At 56.5% G+C, this 16705-nt stretch carries 15 protein-coding genes; 11 read left to right on the forward strand and 4 right to left on the reverse strand.

Translation table 11 applies throughout. The features are described from left to right. Positions 1 to 41: 41 nt before the first annotated feature. On the reverse strand, positions 42 to 848 hold the full coding sequence (locus tag AC3WQH_RS13650; RefSeq protein WP_039970300.1) for an HAD-IIA family hydrolase: 807 nt from the start codon (positions 846 to 848) through the stop codon (positions 42 to 44). A 194-nt stretch (positions 849 to 1042) separates the two neighbouring features. Next, positions 1043 to 1657, reverse strand: a complete 615-nt coding sequence (locus tag AC3WQH_RS13655) for a TetR/AcrR family transcriptional regulator (RefSeq protein ID WP_005826892.1) — start codon at positions 1655 to 1657, stop codon at positions 1043 to 1045. 313 nt (positions 1658 to 1970) lie between these two features. Here AC3WQH_RS13655 and AC3WQH_RS13660 point away from each other — a divergent pair, with 313 nt between their 5' ends. The 11 genes from AC3WQH_RS13660 to AC3WQH_RS13710 all read left to right on the forward strand — a co-directional run bounded on the left by AC3WQH_RS13660 (position 1971) and on the right by AC3WQH_RS13710 (position 13706). Continuing rightward, entirely contained in the window at positions 1971 to 2711 is a 741-nt protein-coding gene (locus AC3WQH_RS13660) for a (Fe-S)-binding protein (protein ID WP_005826890.1), read from the forward strand. Further along, on the forward strand, positions 2698 to 4206 hold the full coding sequence (locus AC3WQH_RS13665) for a LutB/LldF family L-lactate oxidation iron-sulfur protein (protein ID WP_005826888.1): 1509 nt from the start codon (positions 2698 to 2700) through the stop codon (positions 4204 to 4206). Before AC3WQH_RS13660 ends, AC3WQH_RS13665 begins: the two co-directional genes overlap by 14 nt. Continuing rightward, entirely contained in the window at positions 4199 to 4879 is a 681-nt protein-coding gene (locus AC3WQH_RS13670; protein ID WP_005826886.1) for a LutC/YkgG family protein, read from the forward strand. Before AC3WQH_RS13665 ends, AC3WQH_RS13670 begins: the two co-directional genes overlap by 8 nt. Positions 4880 to 4982: 103 nt before the next feature. After that, complete coding sequence (locus AC3WQH_RS13675; RefSeq protein ID WP_025846912.1) at positions 4983 to 5699, forward strand: FadR/GntR family transcriptional regulator; 717 nt, start codon at positions 4983 to 4985, stop codon at positions 5697 to 5699. Positions 5700 to 5982: 283 nt separating this feature from the next. Then, on the forward strand, positions 5983 to 6870 hold the full coding sequence (efeO, locus tag AC3WQH_RS13680; RefSeq protein ID WP_025846910.1) for an iron uptake system protein EfeO: 888 nt from the start codon (positions 5983 to 5985) through the stop codon (positions 6868 to 6870). Positions 6871 to 6874: 4 nt separating this feature from the next. Beyond that, positions 6875 to 8149 (forward strand): iron uptake transporter deferrochelatase/peroxidase subunit, encoded by a 1275-nt coding sequence (gene efeB, locus AC3WQH_RS13685; RefSeq protein WP_492332091.1) that lies wholly within the window; start codon positions 6875 to 6877, stop codon positions 8147 to 8149. A 27-nt stretch (positions 8150 to 8176) separates the two neighbouring features. Further along, the gene (locus AC3WQH_RS13690) at positions 8177 to 9964 is read left to right on the forward strand and encodes an FTR1 family iron permease (RefSeq protein ID WP_492332092.1); all 1788 of its coding nucleotides are present in this window, start codon (positions 8177 to 8179) and stop codon (positions 9962 to 9964) included. A 263-nt stretch (positions 9965 to 10227) separates the two neighbouring features. Further along, positions 10228 to 11154 carry a decaprenyl-phosphate phosphoribosyltransferase gene (locus AC3WQH_RS13695; protein ID WP_035422928.1) on the forward strand — a complete coding sequence of 309 codons (927 nt, stop codon included), beginning with the start codon at positions 10228 to 10230 and terminating at the stop codon, positions 11152 to 11154. Positions 11155 to 11181: 27 nt separating this feature from the next. Then, on the forward strand, positions 11182 to 11538 hold the full coding sequence (locus AC3WQH_RS13700; RefSeq protein WP_005826878.1) for an SMR family transporter: 357 nt from the start codon (positions 11182 to 11184) through the stop codon (positions 11536 to 11538). A gap of 24 nt (positions 11539 to 11562) precedes the next feature. Continuing rightward, a complete protein-coding gene (locus AC3WQH_RS13705; protein ID WP_007778189.1) occupies positions 11563 to 11997 on the forward strand; it encodes a divergent PAP2 family protein in 435 nt (144 codons plus the stop codon). A gap of 23 nt (positions 11998 to 12020) precedes the next feature. Continuing rightward, positions 12021 to 13706: a hypothetical protein gene (locus tag AC3WQH_RS13710; protein WP_327953402.1), complete on the forward strand. Its 1686-nt coding sequence runs from the start codon at positions 12021 to 12023 to the stop codon at positions 13704 to 13706. A 112-nt stretch (positions 13707 to 13818) separates the two neighbouring features. Here the strand turns inward: AC3WQH_RS13710 and AC3WQH_RS13715 are convergent, their stop codons facing one another. Beyond that, positions 13819 to 15243, reverse strand: a complete 1425-nt coding sequence (locus tag AC3WQH_RS13715; RefSeq protein WP_005826871.1) for an aldehyde dehydrogenase family protein — start codon at positions 15241 to 15243, stop codon at positions 13819 to 13821. A gap of 18 nt (positions 15244 to 15261) precedes the next feature. Further along, positions 15262 to 16611, reverse strand: coding sequence for a 4-aminobutyrate--2-oxoglutarate transaminase (gabT, locus tag AC3WQH_RS13720; RefSeq protein WP_005826870.1), 1350 nt, complete (start codon positions 16609 to 16611; stop codon positions 15262 to 15264). Positions 16612 to 16705 lie beyond the last annotated feature (94 nt).

The raw sequence follows: 16705 nt of genomic DNA on the forward strand, positions 1-16705 counted from the left end.
TCAACCGCTTGATAAGCAAATATTTGGAAAATGTAAAGCTTTCATCTACATTGCTGCTCTTGTCTGTCGTGCGCGCTGCCATCCAGCGTAGGCAGGACAAAATCCGGCCGGATGCCCGCACGCTCCAGCTCATGGCACGTCGTCACCCCTGTCAGCACGAGCGCGGTTTTCATTCCGCTGTTTTTGCCGAGCAAAATATCCGTCTCCAGCCGATCGCCTACCATCAGGCACTGTTCCGGCCGGACGTTCAACTGCTGAAAAACTTGCTCCGCATAGAAGCGGGACGGCTTTCCCGTCATGGCCCAGACAGTCGCGCCGCCTGCGGTTTCAATCGCCCGCGCCAGCGCTCCCGTATCCGGAATCGCACCGCCTGGTACGGGGCATACCGGGTCAGGGTTGGCTACAATCAGCTTGGCTCCGTTTCGCAGCGCATCGGCCGCCAGCAGCAATTTTTCGTAGGTGAACGTTCTGTCCATGCCGACCAGCACATGCGTAGCTTGCGACGGCGCTTGCACCTGCCTGATCTGAAAACTCGCCAGCTCTGCGGCAAGCGCGCGCTCCCCGACAACCAGCACACGCGCGCTGTCTGCCTGCTGCTGAAAATACAGGCCCGCCGCATAAGCTGCCGTCATGATTTCCTCGCGCTCCACGCAGAGGCCAAGCTTTTCCAGCCGCGCCTGGCAGTCCGCTCTCGTCTGCACCGTGGTGTTCGTCAAAAACATGATCTTCTTCTCGTTCGCACGCAAGGCGGCAAACGTTTTTCCCACGCCGGGCAGCAGCCGATCCCCAATGAAGATCGTCCCGTCCAGATCAAAAAAATACGCGTCATACAAAGCGGTATCTAACAAAGCCTCCTGCTCGCTCCTTTCTTTTTGGGGAAACACAAAAAGCCCTCACGCAAGACAACAGCATGCAAACAACAAACCGATACCATCGGTCCGCATTGCCAAAGCTGTCGCTGCATGAGGGCTTTCTCCACGTCTCGGCCCACTTACAGACGTTATTCACTTGGTGACTTTAAGACAAGCATAGCAGGGAAGTGTTAAGAGAGTGTTGAGCTTTGCTCTCGTTTGTGTAAATCGCGCCCGACTTTTGCCCCGTAGCCTTCCAGCATCACCTGAAAAATCAGGCGATTCCACTCTGTCTCGGCCACTCCCGGATGCTTGGGGATTTGGATGGCCTGAAACAACAGATTGGCGATCAGCTCGCTCGGAATATCGCCCCGAATCGCTCCGTCCTGCTTGCAGGTGTCAATCAGCTCGATCAGCCGCCGATTCAGCAAATGATGCTGCTGGCGCAGTGTCGTCATCGCCTCGTTCACGCCGGGAGACGACTCGCCGTTCACAAACGGAGCAAACAGCAAAATCTGGTGAATGTCCGCGTACTTCATAAACGAGTCAAACATCTTCCGCAATCTCGCCAAAGGAGCCGGCTCGCTGTCCGGTCGCTCGTATTCGCTCATGACTTTTTCCATCAAATGGACCATCAATGAGGCGATCAGCTCGTCCTTATTGGAAAAATACTCGTAGATGGTGCTGCGGCTTACATTCAATTGATCGGCTACCAGCTTGAAATGAAAGCCAGCGTAGCCTTTTTCCACGAGAATCTTGCCCGACACTTCGTACAGCTCGTCGATGTGCAGTTTTTGTCTCGCCATGCGCAACACCTTCTTTGCCTGCTTTTTTCCCTGAACGGCTTTCCGCTTTCGTCGCTTCCTGCCGCTTAATTATGAACAGTTTACACAAGCTGCTACCCAAGCTCAACCCTTGCGGCAGCACAAAAATCAGGCAGGAAAAAATCCCCTGGTCGCCCCCTGCCCCGGTACGTCCTGTGCGCATCCCAACGCCCAATACGAACGCTTCTGCCAGCTTTTCCGCTTTACGCGTCGATCGTTTCATTTTTCAGACTATTAACCTCCCGACATGTATAATAAGCTGATAAGTAAAAAATTGGTTTGAGAAGGTGATCGCGTGAAAGTCTCTCTGTTCATTACCTGTTTGAGTGACGCCCTGTATCCGCAGGTGGGAGAAGCGATGGTTCGCCTGCTTGCCGGATACGGCGTGCAAGTGCAGTTTCCCGATGTACAGACGTGCTGCGGTCAGCCGGCCTTTAACAGCGGATACTGGGACGAGGCCAGAGCTGCGGCCAAAACATTGCTTGCGGCTTTTGACGACAGCGACTTTGTCATTTCTCCGTCCGGCTCCTGTACGGGCATGATTCATCATTACTACCCGAAGCTGTTCGAGCACGACCCTGTGTTGCGGCAAAAAGCGGAGCAATTGCGCGACAAAACGTACGAGTTTACCCAGTTTGTCGTGAACGTGTTGGGCATCACGGACTTGGGGGCTGTTTTTCCGCACAAGGTTACCTACCATCCCTCCTGTCACGGGAGCCGCCTGCTCGGCGTCAGCGAGGAGCCGCTGCAACTGATACAGCAAGTTCGGGGACTCGATTTGGTTCCGCTTCCGTTTGCCGAAGATTGCTGCGGCTTCGGCGGTACTTTTGCCGTGAAAATGAGCGAAATATCAGGGGCGATGGTGACGGAAAAGGCCGATCACGTCCTGGAGACAGAAGCAGAGGTGCTCGTTGGCCTTGATCTGGGCTGTCTGCTCAACATCTCGGGCAACCTGCGCTTTCGCGGAGAGCCTGTGCGCGTGATGCATCTGGCTGAATTACTGTACGAGGGAGTGAAAAACGGTGAAAAGCGCTAAGAAAGCATCCGTTGCAGACAGGGCCAGGGCGGCTTTGCAGGACGAATTTTTGCGCAACGCGGTCAAATACACCACCGAGCGGCTGCGGGACGGTAAGCAGCTAGCAGCGTCAGAGCAAGGTAACTGGGAGGAGTGGCGCGAGCGCGGACGGCAAATTCGCTTGCATACGATCGCCCACCTCGACTATTACCTCAATCAGTTCATCGACAACGCCCGCGCGAACGGCGCCCAGATTCATTTTGCCTACACGGCGGAAGAAGCGGCGGCGATCACGCTCGCCATCGCCGAGAAACGCGGAGCGCGCACCGTCGTCAAGTCAAAGTCGATGGTGTCCGAAGAAGTACACATCAACGAAGCGCTGAAAGCACAAGGCATCGAGTCGATCGAAACCGATCTCGGCGAATACATCATTCAATTAGCGAAAGAAGGACCGTCGCACATCATCATCCCCGCCATCCACAAAAACAGGACGCAAATTGCGGAGCTTTTGTCGAAAGAAGCAGGCGAGTCGCTGCCCCCCGATACGGCCGTGCTCGCCGGGTTTGTGCGCCGGAAGCTGCGCGAAAAGTTCCTCGAAGCAGACATCGGCATGACGGGCGTCAACTTCGCCATCGCCGAGTCAGGCTCCATCGTCCTGTTTGAAAACGAGGGCAATGCGCGGATGGTCAGCACTGTGCCGAAAACGCAAATCTCGCTCATGGGCATGGAGCGCATCATTCCGACCTGGGCTGACTTGGAGGTCATGGCTACGCTCCTGCCGCGCTCCGCCACCGGGCAAAAGCTGACCGTCTACATGTCCGGCATCAGTGGACCGCGCCGCGCCCTAGACAGCGACGGGCCGGAGGAAATGCACATCATCATCGTCGACAACGGCCGCTCGCTGCAGCTCGGCGACCCGGATTTTCAGGAGCTGTTGAACTGCATCCGCTGCGGAGCCTGCCTCAACGCCTGTCCCGTGTATCGGCACATTGGCGGACACGCTTACGGCGGGCCGTACAGCGGGCCAATCGGGGCTGTACTCAAGCCTGCCTTGCAAAAAAACGTGGCGGAGTGGGACGACATCGCCTACGCTTCCAGCCTGTGCGGCGCCTGCTACGAAGCGTGCCCGGTCAAAATTCCGCTGCACGACATGCTCGTCTACTTGCGCAAGCGCAAGGCAGAAGCAGGCAATACCGCCCCCGAAGAAGCATGGGCCATGAAAGGCTTTCGCTACATCATGTCCGACCACAGACGGCTCAGGCGGGTCCTTACGCTGGGCAGGCTCGGGCAAAAGCTGGGGCTGCACGACTTTGCCATCAAAGCGAAGCGCGGACCCTTGCAAGGCTGGAGCAAGTATCGGCACACGCCTGCGATCCCTGCGCAGTCTTTTCGCGAAAAGTGGCCTGCCCTGGCGCACGTGCTCGGCGACGAACGCAAGGAACTAAGCCCGCAACTACAAGCCCGGCTGGAAGAAGAGCTGCGCAAACGCGAAAGGAGAGTCGACGACCATGAGTGACGCGCAAAAAGCCTTCATTCAAATGATTACAAACCGACTGGGCAGGCCGATGCCCGCTTCGCCGCCTGTGCACCCGTACAAAGGCGCTCCTGATTTTTGGCGAACCCACGCGCTTGCGCTGGAGGACAAGATCGCGCTTTTCCGCGACAATTGGCAAAAAGCTGGCGGACACTTCTGCCGTTTTGCGACCATGCGTGAAGCCAAACAGTTCATCGTGGAAAAAGCGGCCGAACTGAAGGCCCGCCAGTTTCTTGTGCAAAACCAGCCAGAGCTGCTCGCGCTCGGGCTGGCCGAAAGTTTGCCCGACTCCACCTTCACCGTCTGGCATCCAGCCAATCGCGACGTGCTGCTGGCACAGGCAGCCCAAGCCGATATCGGCATCGCGCTCGTCGATTGCGGCGTCGCGCATACCGGAACGGTCGTCGTGACCTCGTCGGAAAACAGCGGACGCTCGGTCAGCCTGCTGCCTGCCGTGTTTATCGCCATCCTCCCCGCAGAGCGGCTCCGGACAAGGCTCGGGGAAGCGTTGGCTGCCTACGACGGACGCGAGCTCGCAGACTTTCCTGCCGGGATTCATTTCATCTCCGGCCCCAGCCGTTCCGCCGATATCGAAAACGATCTGACCATCGGGGTGCACGGCCCTGGCGTCGTGTTTGTTTTGCTCGTCGGCTAAGCACCCGGTCGCGCCCTGGCCTGCGGGAAGCGCGCTCTTTTTCCGGCGTCGTCACGTGTTACAATAGCTTTTGGAAAAAACCGGATTGTACAGGAGTGTTGAAATGGATCTCTCTAGGCTCGCCAAAAAAAACCATTACGAACACATCACCGAGCAGTTAAAAGCGCTCATTCTCAACGGAGAGCTGCCACCCGGAGCCAAGCTCCCCTCCACCAAGGAGCTGTCGGAGCGATTCGGCGTCGGCCGCTCCACCACGCGCGAGGCGCTCAGTGCCTTGAAGGCGATGGGGCTGATTGAGATTCGCCAGGGCGGCAATTGCACGGTAAGAAGCATCCCCTCCCCTGCGCACAGCCTGCTGCCTGATCTCAGCGGCTTGCAAACGAACAAACAAACCATTCTCGAACTGATCGAGGTGCGAAAATCGCTGGAAGTCTCCAACGCCGCCATCGCTGCACTCAAGCGTGACGATCACGACCTGCACTCCTTGGAAGCCATCCTCGCGGAAATGGAGCAGCACGTCGGCGACGAGGAAGTAGGCGAGCGCACCGATTTGCTTTTTCACTTGACACTCGCCAAAGCCACCCACAACTCCATCCTGGCGCATCTGTTTGAATCGCTCTCCCACCAAATGGAAATCGGCATTCGCGAGACTCGCAGAATGGAAATTTACTCGAACCACTCCGTCTCCGCGCAGTTTTTCCACGAGCATAGAGCGATCTACGAAGCGATCAAGAGCAAAGACCCCGAAGCGGCCCAGTCCAGGATGAAGGAACATCTGCTCCACGAAAAGAGCATTCTCCTGAAGTATTTGGCTGATTGAACCCCGCGCAAAAGGCTTGTCGAGCAACGGACTCGGCGGCCTTTTTTTCTGTCTCGCTCCCCCCTCGTTCCGGCATGCAAAATAAACCGGTAGGCAAGCCTGTCAGAAAACTTGGCGCAGACTTAGTTGCGCTGATACTGGATAAGAATCTTATACATTCTTCTCTGTACAAAAAAATATTGCAAACCGCCAAAGAAAGGTTTACATTTTTTCTGAATGATAATGATTTTTATTATCAATGTATAAGAATCTACTTATATGGTAATTAAGGGGATGTTTTCAGATGATGAAAAAATGGGGTTACCCGCTGTCCGCCGTTGTGCTCGGATCTTCTCTCTTGTTGTCTGCTTGCGGCAGCACCGAGACGGCAAAGGAAGAGAAAAAGCCTGAAGCCGCTCAACCGGACAAGCCGGCCGCTGCCGAAACCGCCGCGAACACCGCTGCCGTAGACCTGCAAGCTCCCATCGACGCCTACCGCAAATGGGTCATTGAACAGACAGACCAGTTGGTAAAAGCGACGGAAAGCTTTACGGCCGCCGTCAAAGCTGGCGACATGGAAAAAGCGAAAAGCGAGTACGCGCCAGCTCGCGCCTACTTTGAACGAATCGAGCCGATCGCGGAATCGCTCGGCGACTTCGACCCGTGGATTGATGCTCGCGAAGGCGATGTTCCCGATAACGAATGGCGCGGCTATCACAAATTGGAAAAAGCTCTCTGGGAAACCAAGTCCGTCGCTGACCAAGGCCCGGTGGCAGACCAGCTTCTGCAAGACGTCAAGCAACTGCGCGTGAAAGTCGAGAGCGTGGATATCGACGTGAAAATGCTCGTAACAGGCGCAGTAGAGCTTTTGAACGAAGTTTCGACCAGCAAGGTGACAGGCGAGGAAGAGCGCTACTCCCACACCGACCTGTACGATTTCGCGGCAAACGTAGAGGGCGCACACGAGATTTTCAAAGTGCTCAAGCCTGCTGTCGATGCCAAGGACGAAGCTTTGTCCAAAGAGATCGAAACCCGTTTTGCCGAGCTTGACGCAGCGCTCGCGCCTTACCGCAAGGACAACGGCTACGTGTTGTACACCGAGTTGAAGGAAGACCAGGTGAAAAAACTGAGCCAGTCTCTCGATGCCCTGGCTGAACCACTGTCCAAAATGGGCACGATCATTGGGGGCTAACCTGATGGAAAACAAGCATCCCGCAAGCGACAACACAAAGCTGACACGTCGCGAGGCACTGAAGCTGGCGGGTGTCGGCGGACTCGGGCTGATTCTCGGCGCTACCGGCGTGAAATCGCTGCTGCCGTCCGCTTCTTCCAGCGAAAAAGCCGCTGCAGCGCCTGTGCTTGCCGACGGCATCATTCCTTTTTACGGCAAGCATCAGGCCGGGATCATTACACCTATGCAGGATTTTATCTGCATGAGTGCTTTTGATTTAACGACGGCCTCGCTCGACGATGTGCGCAAGCTGTTCCAGAGCTGGACCGCAGCAGCAGCCCGCTTGACGGCTGGCAAAACCGCGGACGAGGAAAGCGGCAGCCCTCACCTCCCGCCTGCCGATACAGGCGAGAGCGCGGGGCTGAACCCGATGCGCCTGACGATTACGTTTGGACTCGGCGCTTCCTTCTTCGACGAGCGCTTCGGACTGTCTGGCAAACGGCCCGCCGCTCTGGTCGACTTGCCCCGCTTCAACAGCGATGAAATACGCAAGGAATGGTCTGGCGGCGACGTCGTCGTCCAGGTGTGCGCCAACGATCCGCAGGTGGCTTTTCACGCGCTGCGCAACCTGGCCCGCATCGCGCGCGGCAAAGCTGTCCTCCACTGGGTTCAGGAAGGCTTTCAGCGCACGGGCGCAGCCGATCCGAGCGGTTCTACCCCGCGCAATTTGATGGGCTTCAAGGACGGAACCAACAACCCGAAGGTCAGCGACCCGGCTGTAGCCGATGAAGTCGTCTGGGTGCAACCTTCCGACGAACCGGCCTGGATGACTGGCGGCAGCTACATGGTCATGCGTAGAATCCGCATGCGGATCGAGGTCTGGGACCGCTCTGCCCTGGACGACCAGGAAAATACGTTTGGCCGACATCGCGACTCCGGTGCGCCGCTCGGAAAAACAAACGAGTTCGACGATCTGGAGCTGGACCGCAAAGACGCTAACGGCAATCCGGTCATTCCGGCTGACTCCCACGTCGCTCTCGCCCACATGGAGGGCAAAGTCAAAATACTGCGCCGCGGCTACTCTTATTCGAGCGGACTGGATGCGCGGACCGGGCAGTTGGACGCCGGACTGCTGTTCATCTGCTTCAACCGCGACCCGCGCAAGCAGTTTATCCCGATGCAACAAAAGCTCGCATCTGTCGATTTGCTCAACGAATACATTACCCACGTCGGCAGCGGCCTGTACGCCTGTCTGCCGGGCGCCAGCGAAGGCGGCTACATCGGAGACACACTGTTTTAACCAACTAGCAAGGATGGAGTGAATCCCTTGATACGCTATCTTTTTTCCGTTTTCCTCTGCCTGCTGCTGCTTCTCTCCGGGCTGTCGTCTGCCTTCGCAGCGCCACTTGCTTCCGAGCAGCTCAAACAGTTGATCGCCCTCTCCAGCGACGCGCTCATCAGCAGCGGCGATAAAAATTGGGACGAAGCGACAAAAGCCGTTGCCAGCATGAAGACGATCTGGGCTGCGAACGCAGAGGATACTTCAGCAGACGCACAGGCGCTGTCGGCTGCCATCGCGCAAGCCGAGCAAGCTCTCGCCCAGGTACAGTCCAAGCCGGAGGACGCGGCCGCAGCCATCTCCAACCTGGCCAAAGCCGCCGATCGCTACGTCACGGCCCAGGAATCACCGGCACAGCCAAAAGAAAAGGCGCACAAGCAAATCGCTGCCCTGCTGCCTTTTCTGGAAAAAAGCCTGGCTGCAGTCGAAGCAAGCGACTGGACACAAGCCAAGCAGCAGTACAACAGCTTCGTCGAAGGCTGGTACAAAGCCGAAAGCCTCGTTCGTTCGGAAAACGCCCCCGTCTACGGCGATATGGAAGTGAAAATAAGCGGCGCGCGCATCGCCTTGAACACCGAGCCGCCCAATCCGCAAAAAAGTACGGAAAAGCTGCAATCGCTGCTGCAAGCGGTCCAAGACTATGTGTCAGGAAAAGCCGGGCAGCAGGCGGCGGGGGCGACAGACTCCACAGAGCAGCCGTCCATCTCCACCCTGCTTGAACTCATCGGCTCTGTGGAGGCGGACATCGCCAGCCAGAACGCGGAGGAAGCGGCCGGAAAAATGGACACCTTCATCGCCACATGGCCTCTGGTGGAAGGCGTGGTCATGACCAAATCGCCCGCGACCTACAGCAGCATAGAAGCCAAGATGGTCGCCGTACCGACGCTGATTTTGTCCAGCCCGCCACAGTGGGACAAAGCAGCCGCCCTGCTCGCTGAGATGAAGGCAGAGCTGGAGCCGTTCGCCACCGCTTCCTCCTACACCGCCTGGGATGCGGGACTGATTTTGTTCCGCGAAGGCTTGGAGGCGATACTGATTATCGTGTCGCTGCTCGCCTTCCTGCAAAAATCAGGCAATGCGGACAAGCGCAAATGGATTTGGTCAGGCGCCGCGCTCGGGGTAGCGGCTTCGGCGATCCTCGCCATCGTGCTCAGCATCGTCTTTTCCAACCTCACGACAGGCAGCTCCCGCGAGACAATCGAAGGCATTACCGGACTCATTGCCGTGTTCTTCATGCTGACCATCGGCGCCTGGCTCCACAAAAAGTCGAATTTGCAGGCGTGGAACGATTTTGTGCAAAAATCAATCGGCTCCTCGCTGGCAAAAGGCGCGCTCTGGTCGCTTGCTTTCACTGCGTTTCTCGCTGTCGTCCGCGAAGGCGCGGAAACGATCATTTTTTACATGGGGATGGCCGCGACGATTTCCATGACCGACCTGATGCTCGGCATCGTCGGAGCGCTGGTCGTGCTCGCCGTCATCAGCTTCGTCATCATCAGGCTGAGCGCGCGGATTCCTGTCCGTCCGTTCTTCCTCGTCGCCAGCCTGCTGCTTTACTACATGGCCTTCAAGTTTATCGGGGTCAGCATCCATGCGCTACAGGTCACAGGCACCCTGCCTGCGCACAGCGAGGACTTCCTGCTCCACCTGCCGGACCTCGGCATTTATGCGAACTGGGAGACGACGATTCCGCAGCTTGTCATCCTGGCCGTCATTTTGCTCAACTTGTCGATTTACTCGTGGAAAAGGCCAGCCAAAAGGGTCCCACGCGTAAACTGACCGGAACAGAAGGGAAAAAAACGCAGCTTGCTGGCACTCCGCTTTGCCAGAAGCTGCGTTTTTTCGTGAGATCGCCAACCATTTGCCCCACCGTCCGCCGCCTCCGAATGACCAGTTACAAAATTTTACAAAATCTCCATAAGATATGGACAAACCACAAATTTTACGCAAAAATGAAGCGTTATATTGGCGAGGTGTAACTTTCCATTTACATTTTTCGTCATTAGGAGGATAGCAATATTCTTTTTGGATTGGAGAGAAATATGGGGGTAACATCTAATTCCGTAAAAGTTGACGTGAAAACGGCTTCCCGCGTCCGGCAAAATATCGTCTACCTGCTGATTCGTCAATTGCGCCCACACCAGTGGACGAAAAATTTGCTCGTCTTCGCAGCACTGCTCTTTTCCTTGCACAAAGTCAGCACGGATGTCATTGGCAAATCGTTGTTCGCGTTTTTGTTGTTCTGCTTTGTATCCGGCTGCGTCTACATCCTGAACGACTTCGTGGACATCAAAAACGACCGGAACCACCCGGAAAAGCGGTTTCGGCCCATGGCCTCCGGCACCCTGCCGCCTGCGCTTGCCCTGGCGTTTGGTGCGCTGCTGTTGGCTGGCTCGCTTTTTTCCGCCTTTTACTTTGATCGGTTGTTCGGGGTTGTCCTCGCTGTTTATTTTGTGCTCAATGTCGCCTATTCGCTCAAGCTCAAGCACGTAGTCATTCTCGACGTCATGATTATTTCCGCAGGGTTTGTGCTGCGAGCCATCGGCGGCAGCCTGATGATTAACACGCCGTTCACGCCGTGGTTTTTGCTCTGCACCATGCTGCTGGCCCTGTTTTTGGCGATCAGCAAACGGCGCCACGAGCTGCTTCTGCTGCAAGCGGACAAAGGAACGCATCGCAAAGTACTGGACAGCTATTCGTCCGAATTGTTGAATCAGCTCAATACAATTGTCACTACGGCGACGATTATCAGCTACAGCTTGTTCACCTTTACTTCGGGACGCACGATTCATCTGATGTGGACAATCCCGTTCGTGATCTTCGGCATTTTCCGCTACCTGTACCTGATTACGATCACAGACAAAGGCGGCAGTCCTGAAAAAGTGCTGCTGCAGGACAAGCCGATTCTCATCACAGTCGTGCTCTACGCCATCACCGTAGCGGGCATCATTTACACCTTTGAATATTAATCACACAGACAGGTTGTGGATCACACTATGCCATCTATCGTTCTCATCCTCATCTCGGTGCTGCTCAGCGCCAGCGGTCAGATTGCCATGAAAATGGGGGCGTCTTCGCTGTCCGGCAACAATGACATGCTGCTGTTGAAGTTTCTGCATTATTTCACCAACCTGCCGATCATGGCGGGGCTTGCGCTTTACGGACTGTCTGCGTTCATCTGGATCGCCGCGCTGGAAAAAGTGCAGCTTTCCTACGCGTATCCCATGGCGGCCCTCGGGTACGTGCTGGTAGCCGGGCTGTCCTTTTTGATCTTTCACGAGCCGCTGTCGCTCACACGTATCGTCGGGCTGGCGATCATCGTCGTTGGCGTGGTTGTCATTTCCCAATCGTAATCACCAAGAAAGAGGAGCTTGCCCATGTTTTATGCGATCGCGCCATTTATTGGCTGGCTTGTGTCCGGAGTAACCAAATTTTTGATAAATTACCTTCGCTTTGGACCAGAAGCGAAAAAGATGGTCGGAAACGGCGGCTTTCCCAGCACGCACACGACCGTCATGGTCACCACCGTGTTTTTGATCGGCTTGCAGGAGGGCTTCACTCATCCTGTTTTCGGTCTGGGCGTGGCGGTGACGTTTATTGTCATCATTGACGCAACCGGGCTGCGCCGAGCCGTAGGCAAGCATGCCGCCGCACTCAACAAGCTGGCAAAGGAGCACCCTGGCAGCCTGTTGCCCACGCCGCTGCGCGAGAGCATGGGCCATACCAGATGGGAAATTGCCGGAGGGCTGGTGCTGGGGATCATGCTCGCCACGCTCCTGCACCTGTTGGCTGGCGCCTTCCCAGTCCTTTAGCTTGCAAAACAGGAGACATACAGATGAATAACCGTACTGCAACGTATTCGTTTTTGATCGGGGCCGCTTTGCTGTTTTTTATGGCCGCGATCGTGCTTTGTACCTCGATTTTCTTTTTGTTGGGCATCCCGGTCACGGCCGTCAGCTTCTGGCTCGCCGTCTTCGCCGCTTTGGCCTGCATGCTCGCCATGATGGCCGTATTTGTGCCTCTCCGCCGTCCAACCTGGCTGCTCGCCCTGCTCGCGGGACTTGGCCTCGTCGTCGGAAGTAGCTGGTACATCAGCGCCAATACGTTCGACCTTTCCTTTGACGGGCAGACCTATCACCAGGAAGCGATCATTTTGCTGAAAAACGGCTGGAATCCGGTCCACGACGCGCCCGTGCTCAAGCCGCTCGCCAAGCCAATCGAGGAAATGGACAACAAGGAGATTTTGTCCGCGTTCCACCTCTGGATCAATCATTACGCCAAAGGGCCGTGGATGCTGGATGCCGTCATGTACAAGGTGACCGACCAGATTGAAGTCGGGAAAATATTCAACCTGCTGCTCATGGCCGCTTCCTTTTTCTTCAGTCTGGCTGCCATAAGAGTCGCCTTTCCCGCGAAAAAAGGGCTGGGGATCGTCCTGGCGCTGCTTTTGGCCGGCAATCCGGTCAGCGTCACGCAGGCTACGTCCTACTACATTGACGGACAGCTCGGCTCGCTCGTGCTCATCATCTGCGCGCTCGGGTACTTGCTGCTCAAGCGCTATCACACCTGGATCATGCTGGCTCTCTGCTCGGCGCTCATGCTGCTGGCACAGATCAAATTCACGGCGCTGGTGTACGCCGTGCTGCTCGGCTGCGCCTTGCTGGTGCTCTTCTTTTTCTACGATCGGCAAAAGCGCTGGAAAAGCCTCCTGGCGTGGCTCGCGGCGAGTCTGGTTATCACCGTCCTGGTAGTGGGCTACAATCCGTACGTCACCAACACGCTCGCCAAAGGGCATCCGTTTTATCCGCTGGCGGGCAAAGGCGCGGTCGATATTATGACCTCGAACAGCCCGCATGATTTCAAAGGCATCAACCCGGTGAGCAAGCTCGCGATTTCGCTGTTCGCCAAATCAGAAAACATCGCCACGCCAAAAGAAACGACGCTGAAATGGCCCTTTACCGTCTCGACTCCGGAGTTGAAAGTGTTTCTCTCCCCGGACGTCCGCGTGGCAGGCTTCGGGCCATGGTTCGGGGGAGCTGTGCTGATCGCCCTCCTGCTCGCGCTTGGCTTGCTTGTAGACCCGGAGCGGAGAAAAGCCGTGCCGTTTTTCATCGCGAGCGGCATCCTGCTCGCCACGGTGCTCGTCAACCCGGAAAGCTGGTGGGCGCGGTATGTTCCCCAGCTCTGGCTGATTCCCGTTCTCGTGGCATTGGCAGGCTGGGAGGCGCGCTCTGCCTTGTTGCGCTACGGAAGCACGCTCCTGGTCGGCGTCATGTTCGTCAACATGCTGCTGGTTGGCAATGCACATCTGCTGGCGCAAAAATCCGTCAACGAAATGGCGCGGCAGCAGTTACAAGACATCAAAGCTGCGAACAAGACGATGGTCGTCGATTTCCGCCACTTCAACGCCAACCGCGTGCGGCTGCAGGAAGCCGGGATTCCGTTCGTAGAGCAAAAAATCAGCGACGAGCAAAACGTCAAAGGCATTGTCAGCTCGCGGGCGATCTACTACTTGCAGTAACCCGCTTCGTATGCACAGACGGGATCAAACAAAAAACCTTCTCAGCGACGCTGAGAAGGTTTTTTCATGTGGTGCTGCACTCTCCTGTTTACTCGTGGAAAAACAGCGGCAGCTACAGCTTGATCGCAATCAGTTTCAGCTCTGTCAACTCTTCGACGGCATACTTGATGCCTTCGCGGCCAAAGCCGCTGTCCTTCACGCCACCGTATGGCATGTTATCCACCCGGAAGGTCGGGATGTCGTTAATCATCACGCCGCCCACTTCCAGCTCTTCTGCTGCGCGCATGGCTGCATGAATATCGCTCGTGTAAATCCCTGCTTGCAGGCCGAAACGGGAGTCGTTTACTGCCGCAATCGCCTCGTCCATCGTCTCAAACGGCGTGACGACAACGATTGGCCCAAACACCTCCTGGCAAGACACGGAGGAATGGCTGCTCACGTTGGTCAGGATCGTAGGGGCAAAAAGTCGGTCGCTCACGGCTTTGCCGCCTGTTACGACGCGCGCTCCGGCGTCAACCGCTTCCTGTACCCACGCCCCCATCCGCTCATGATCTTTGGCGGAAATGACGGAGGACATGTCGGTTGCCTCCTGCAGCGGGTCACCCAGCACGAGCTTTTCTGTCGCTGCCTTGAACTTTTCCAGAAACTGTTCGTACTTGCTCTGGTGAACGTAGACGCGTTGCAGCGAGATGCACACCTGGCCGCTAAAGGAGAAGGCTCCTGTCACGCAGCGATCGACCAACGCTGGCGTGATCTCTACGTTGTGGTCGATAATGACCGCGGAGTTGGAGCCAAGCTCCAATGTCACGCGTTTCAGACCTGCCTTGTTTTTCATCGCAATCCCGACCGCAGGACTGCCCGTAAACGTAATCGCGGCGATCCGGCTGTCGCTGACGAGCTTTTCGCCTACGACCGCGCCTTTTCCCGGAAGGATGTTCAACGCGCCGGCCGGCAATCCGGCCTCGGCAAAAATATCGGCCAAAATCAGCGAGCTGAGCGGAGTCTGACTGGCTGGCTTCAGTACGACCGTATTTCCTGCCGCAATCGCCGGACCTACTTTGTGGGCAACCAGGTTAAACGGGAAGTTGAATGGCGTAATCGCCCCGACCACGCCGATCGGCTTGCGCACGGTAAAAGCGAGTCGTCCCTCGCCTCCCGGAGCCGCATCGAGCGGTACGGTTTCCCCGTGAATCCGCTTTGCTTCCTCTGCCGCGAATTTGTACGTCTGAATCGTGCGGGCGATCTCGACCCGTCCCGTGCGCAGTGGTTTGGCAGCTTCCTGGGCGAGAATCACAGCCAGTTCCTCTTTGCGCGCTTCCATGATCGCCACCGCTTTTTCCAAAATCAGCGCCCGCTGGCTCGCTGGCAGCTTCGCCATCACTTTTGCTGCGGCGCTGGCCGCGCGGATCGCCTCGTCGACATCCGCCTCGTTCGCCTGGGCGACCTCTGCCAGCAGCTCGCCGGAATAAGGCGAGTACAGCGGCGCGTATTCCGTTGCTTCTTTCCATTGACCGTTGATATACAGATGCTTTTTCATGCGTACCTCCCAGATGAATTAGTGGGTCACGTATTGGCTTTTCAGCACATCGGTCATGATGTCCAGCGCTTCTTGCAGTTGCTCGTCGGTAATCACCAGCGGAGACAGGAAACGCAGCACGTTGCTGTGCACACCTGCGGAAAGCACGATGACGCCGGACTCGTAGCAGCCTTTGGTCAGGCCCGCCACAAGCTCTTTGGCAGGCTGCTTCGTTTGCGGGTCGATAAACTCTACCGCGCACATTGCCCCCAGTCCGCGAATTTCCGCAATCACAGGGAACTCGGCTTGCAGCGCCTGGAAATGCGTCTTGATCGCCTTGCCGATCTCTTTTGCGCGCCCGGACAAATTTTCGCGCTCCATTTTTTCGATCACAGCGAGCGCCGCTACGCAACCGAGCGGGCTGCCGCCGTAAGTGCCGCCGATTTCCCCCGGATTTGGCGCGTCCATGATCTCTGCGCGACCTGTCACAGCAGAGATTGGCAAGCCAGCCGCAAGCGACTTCGACATCGTAATGATATCAGGCTCGATTCCGAAGTGAGTCGAAGCGAACATCGCTCCGGTCCGGCCGAAGCCTGTTTGAATTTCATCGGAAATGAACAAGATATTGTGCTTTTTGCAAATTTGGAAGACGCCTTGTACGAATGCTACTGGCGGCACGATGAAGCCGCCTTCGCCCTGGATCGGCTCCATGATGACAGCCGCGACTTCTTCCGGCGCGACTTCTGTCAGGAGGAAGTCTTCGAATTGGCGCACGCAAAATTGCGCGTACTCATCCTCTGTCATGGAAGCAGGCTTGTTCAGCGGATAAGGGAATTGCGCCTTGTAGGTAGCTGGCGCGAACGGCCCCATCTCGAATTTGTACGGCTTCACTTTGGAGGTCAGCGACATGCCGAGCAGTGTGCGTCCGTGGAAGCCGCGGCTAAACGATACGATACCGGGACGTCCGGTGTATTTGCGGGCGATTTTCACGGCGTTTTCCACCGCTTCCGCTCCGCTGTTGGCAAACATCGTTTTCTTTTCGAAGCTGCCTGGCGTGATTTCGGCGAGCTTTTCCGCCAGTGCCACATACGGCTCGTACATGCCTACGTGGAAGCAAGGATGGATGTATTTGTCCAGTTGCTCTTTGACCGCGTCGACTACTTCCTGCGGACAATGCCCTGCGTTCAAAGTGCCGATAGCGCCTGCCAGATCAATGAACGTGTTGCCATCTACGTCTGTCACGAGCGCGCCGGAGGCTGTCTCTACAAAAACCGGGGTGTTGTTGCCGATGCCTTTTGGCACAAACTGTTTTCTTTTCTCGATCAGGGCGGACCCCTTCGGACCAGGTACACCAGCGGCTACATTGACGAATTTGCGTTGTTTGGACATATCGTGATCTCTCCTCGTATGAGATTGATAACAGCAAGGTGATGCCTTCGCTGACGATATGTAGCAATACTCGTGCCAAGCGAAAAAGCTTGCC

It is taken from the genome of Brevibacillus sp. FW301-21C12A (genome assembly GCF_058788915.1).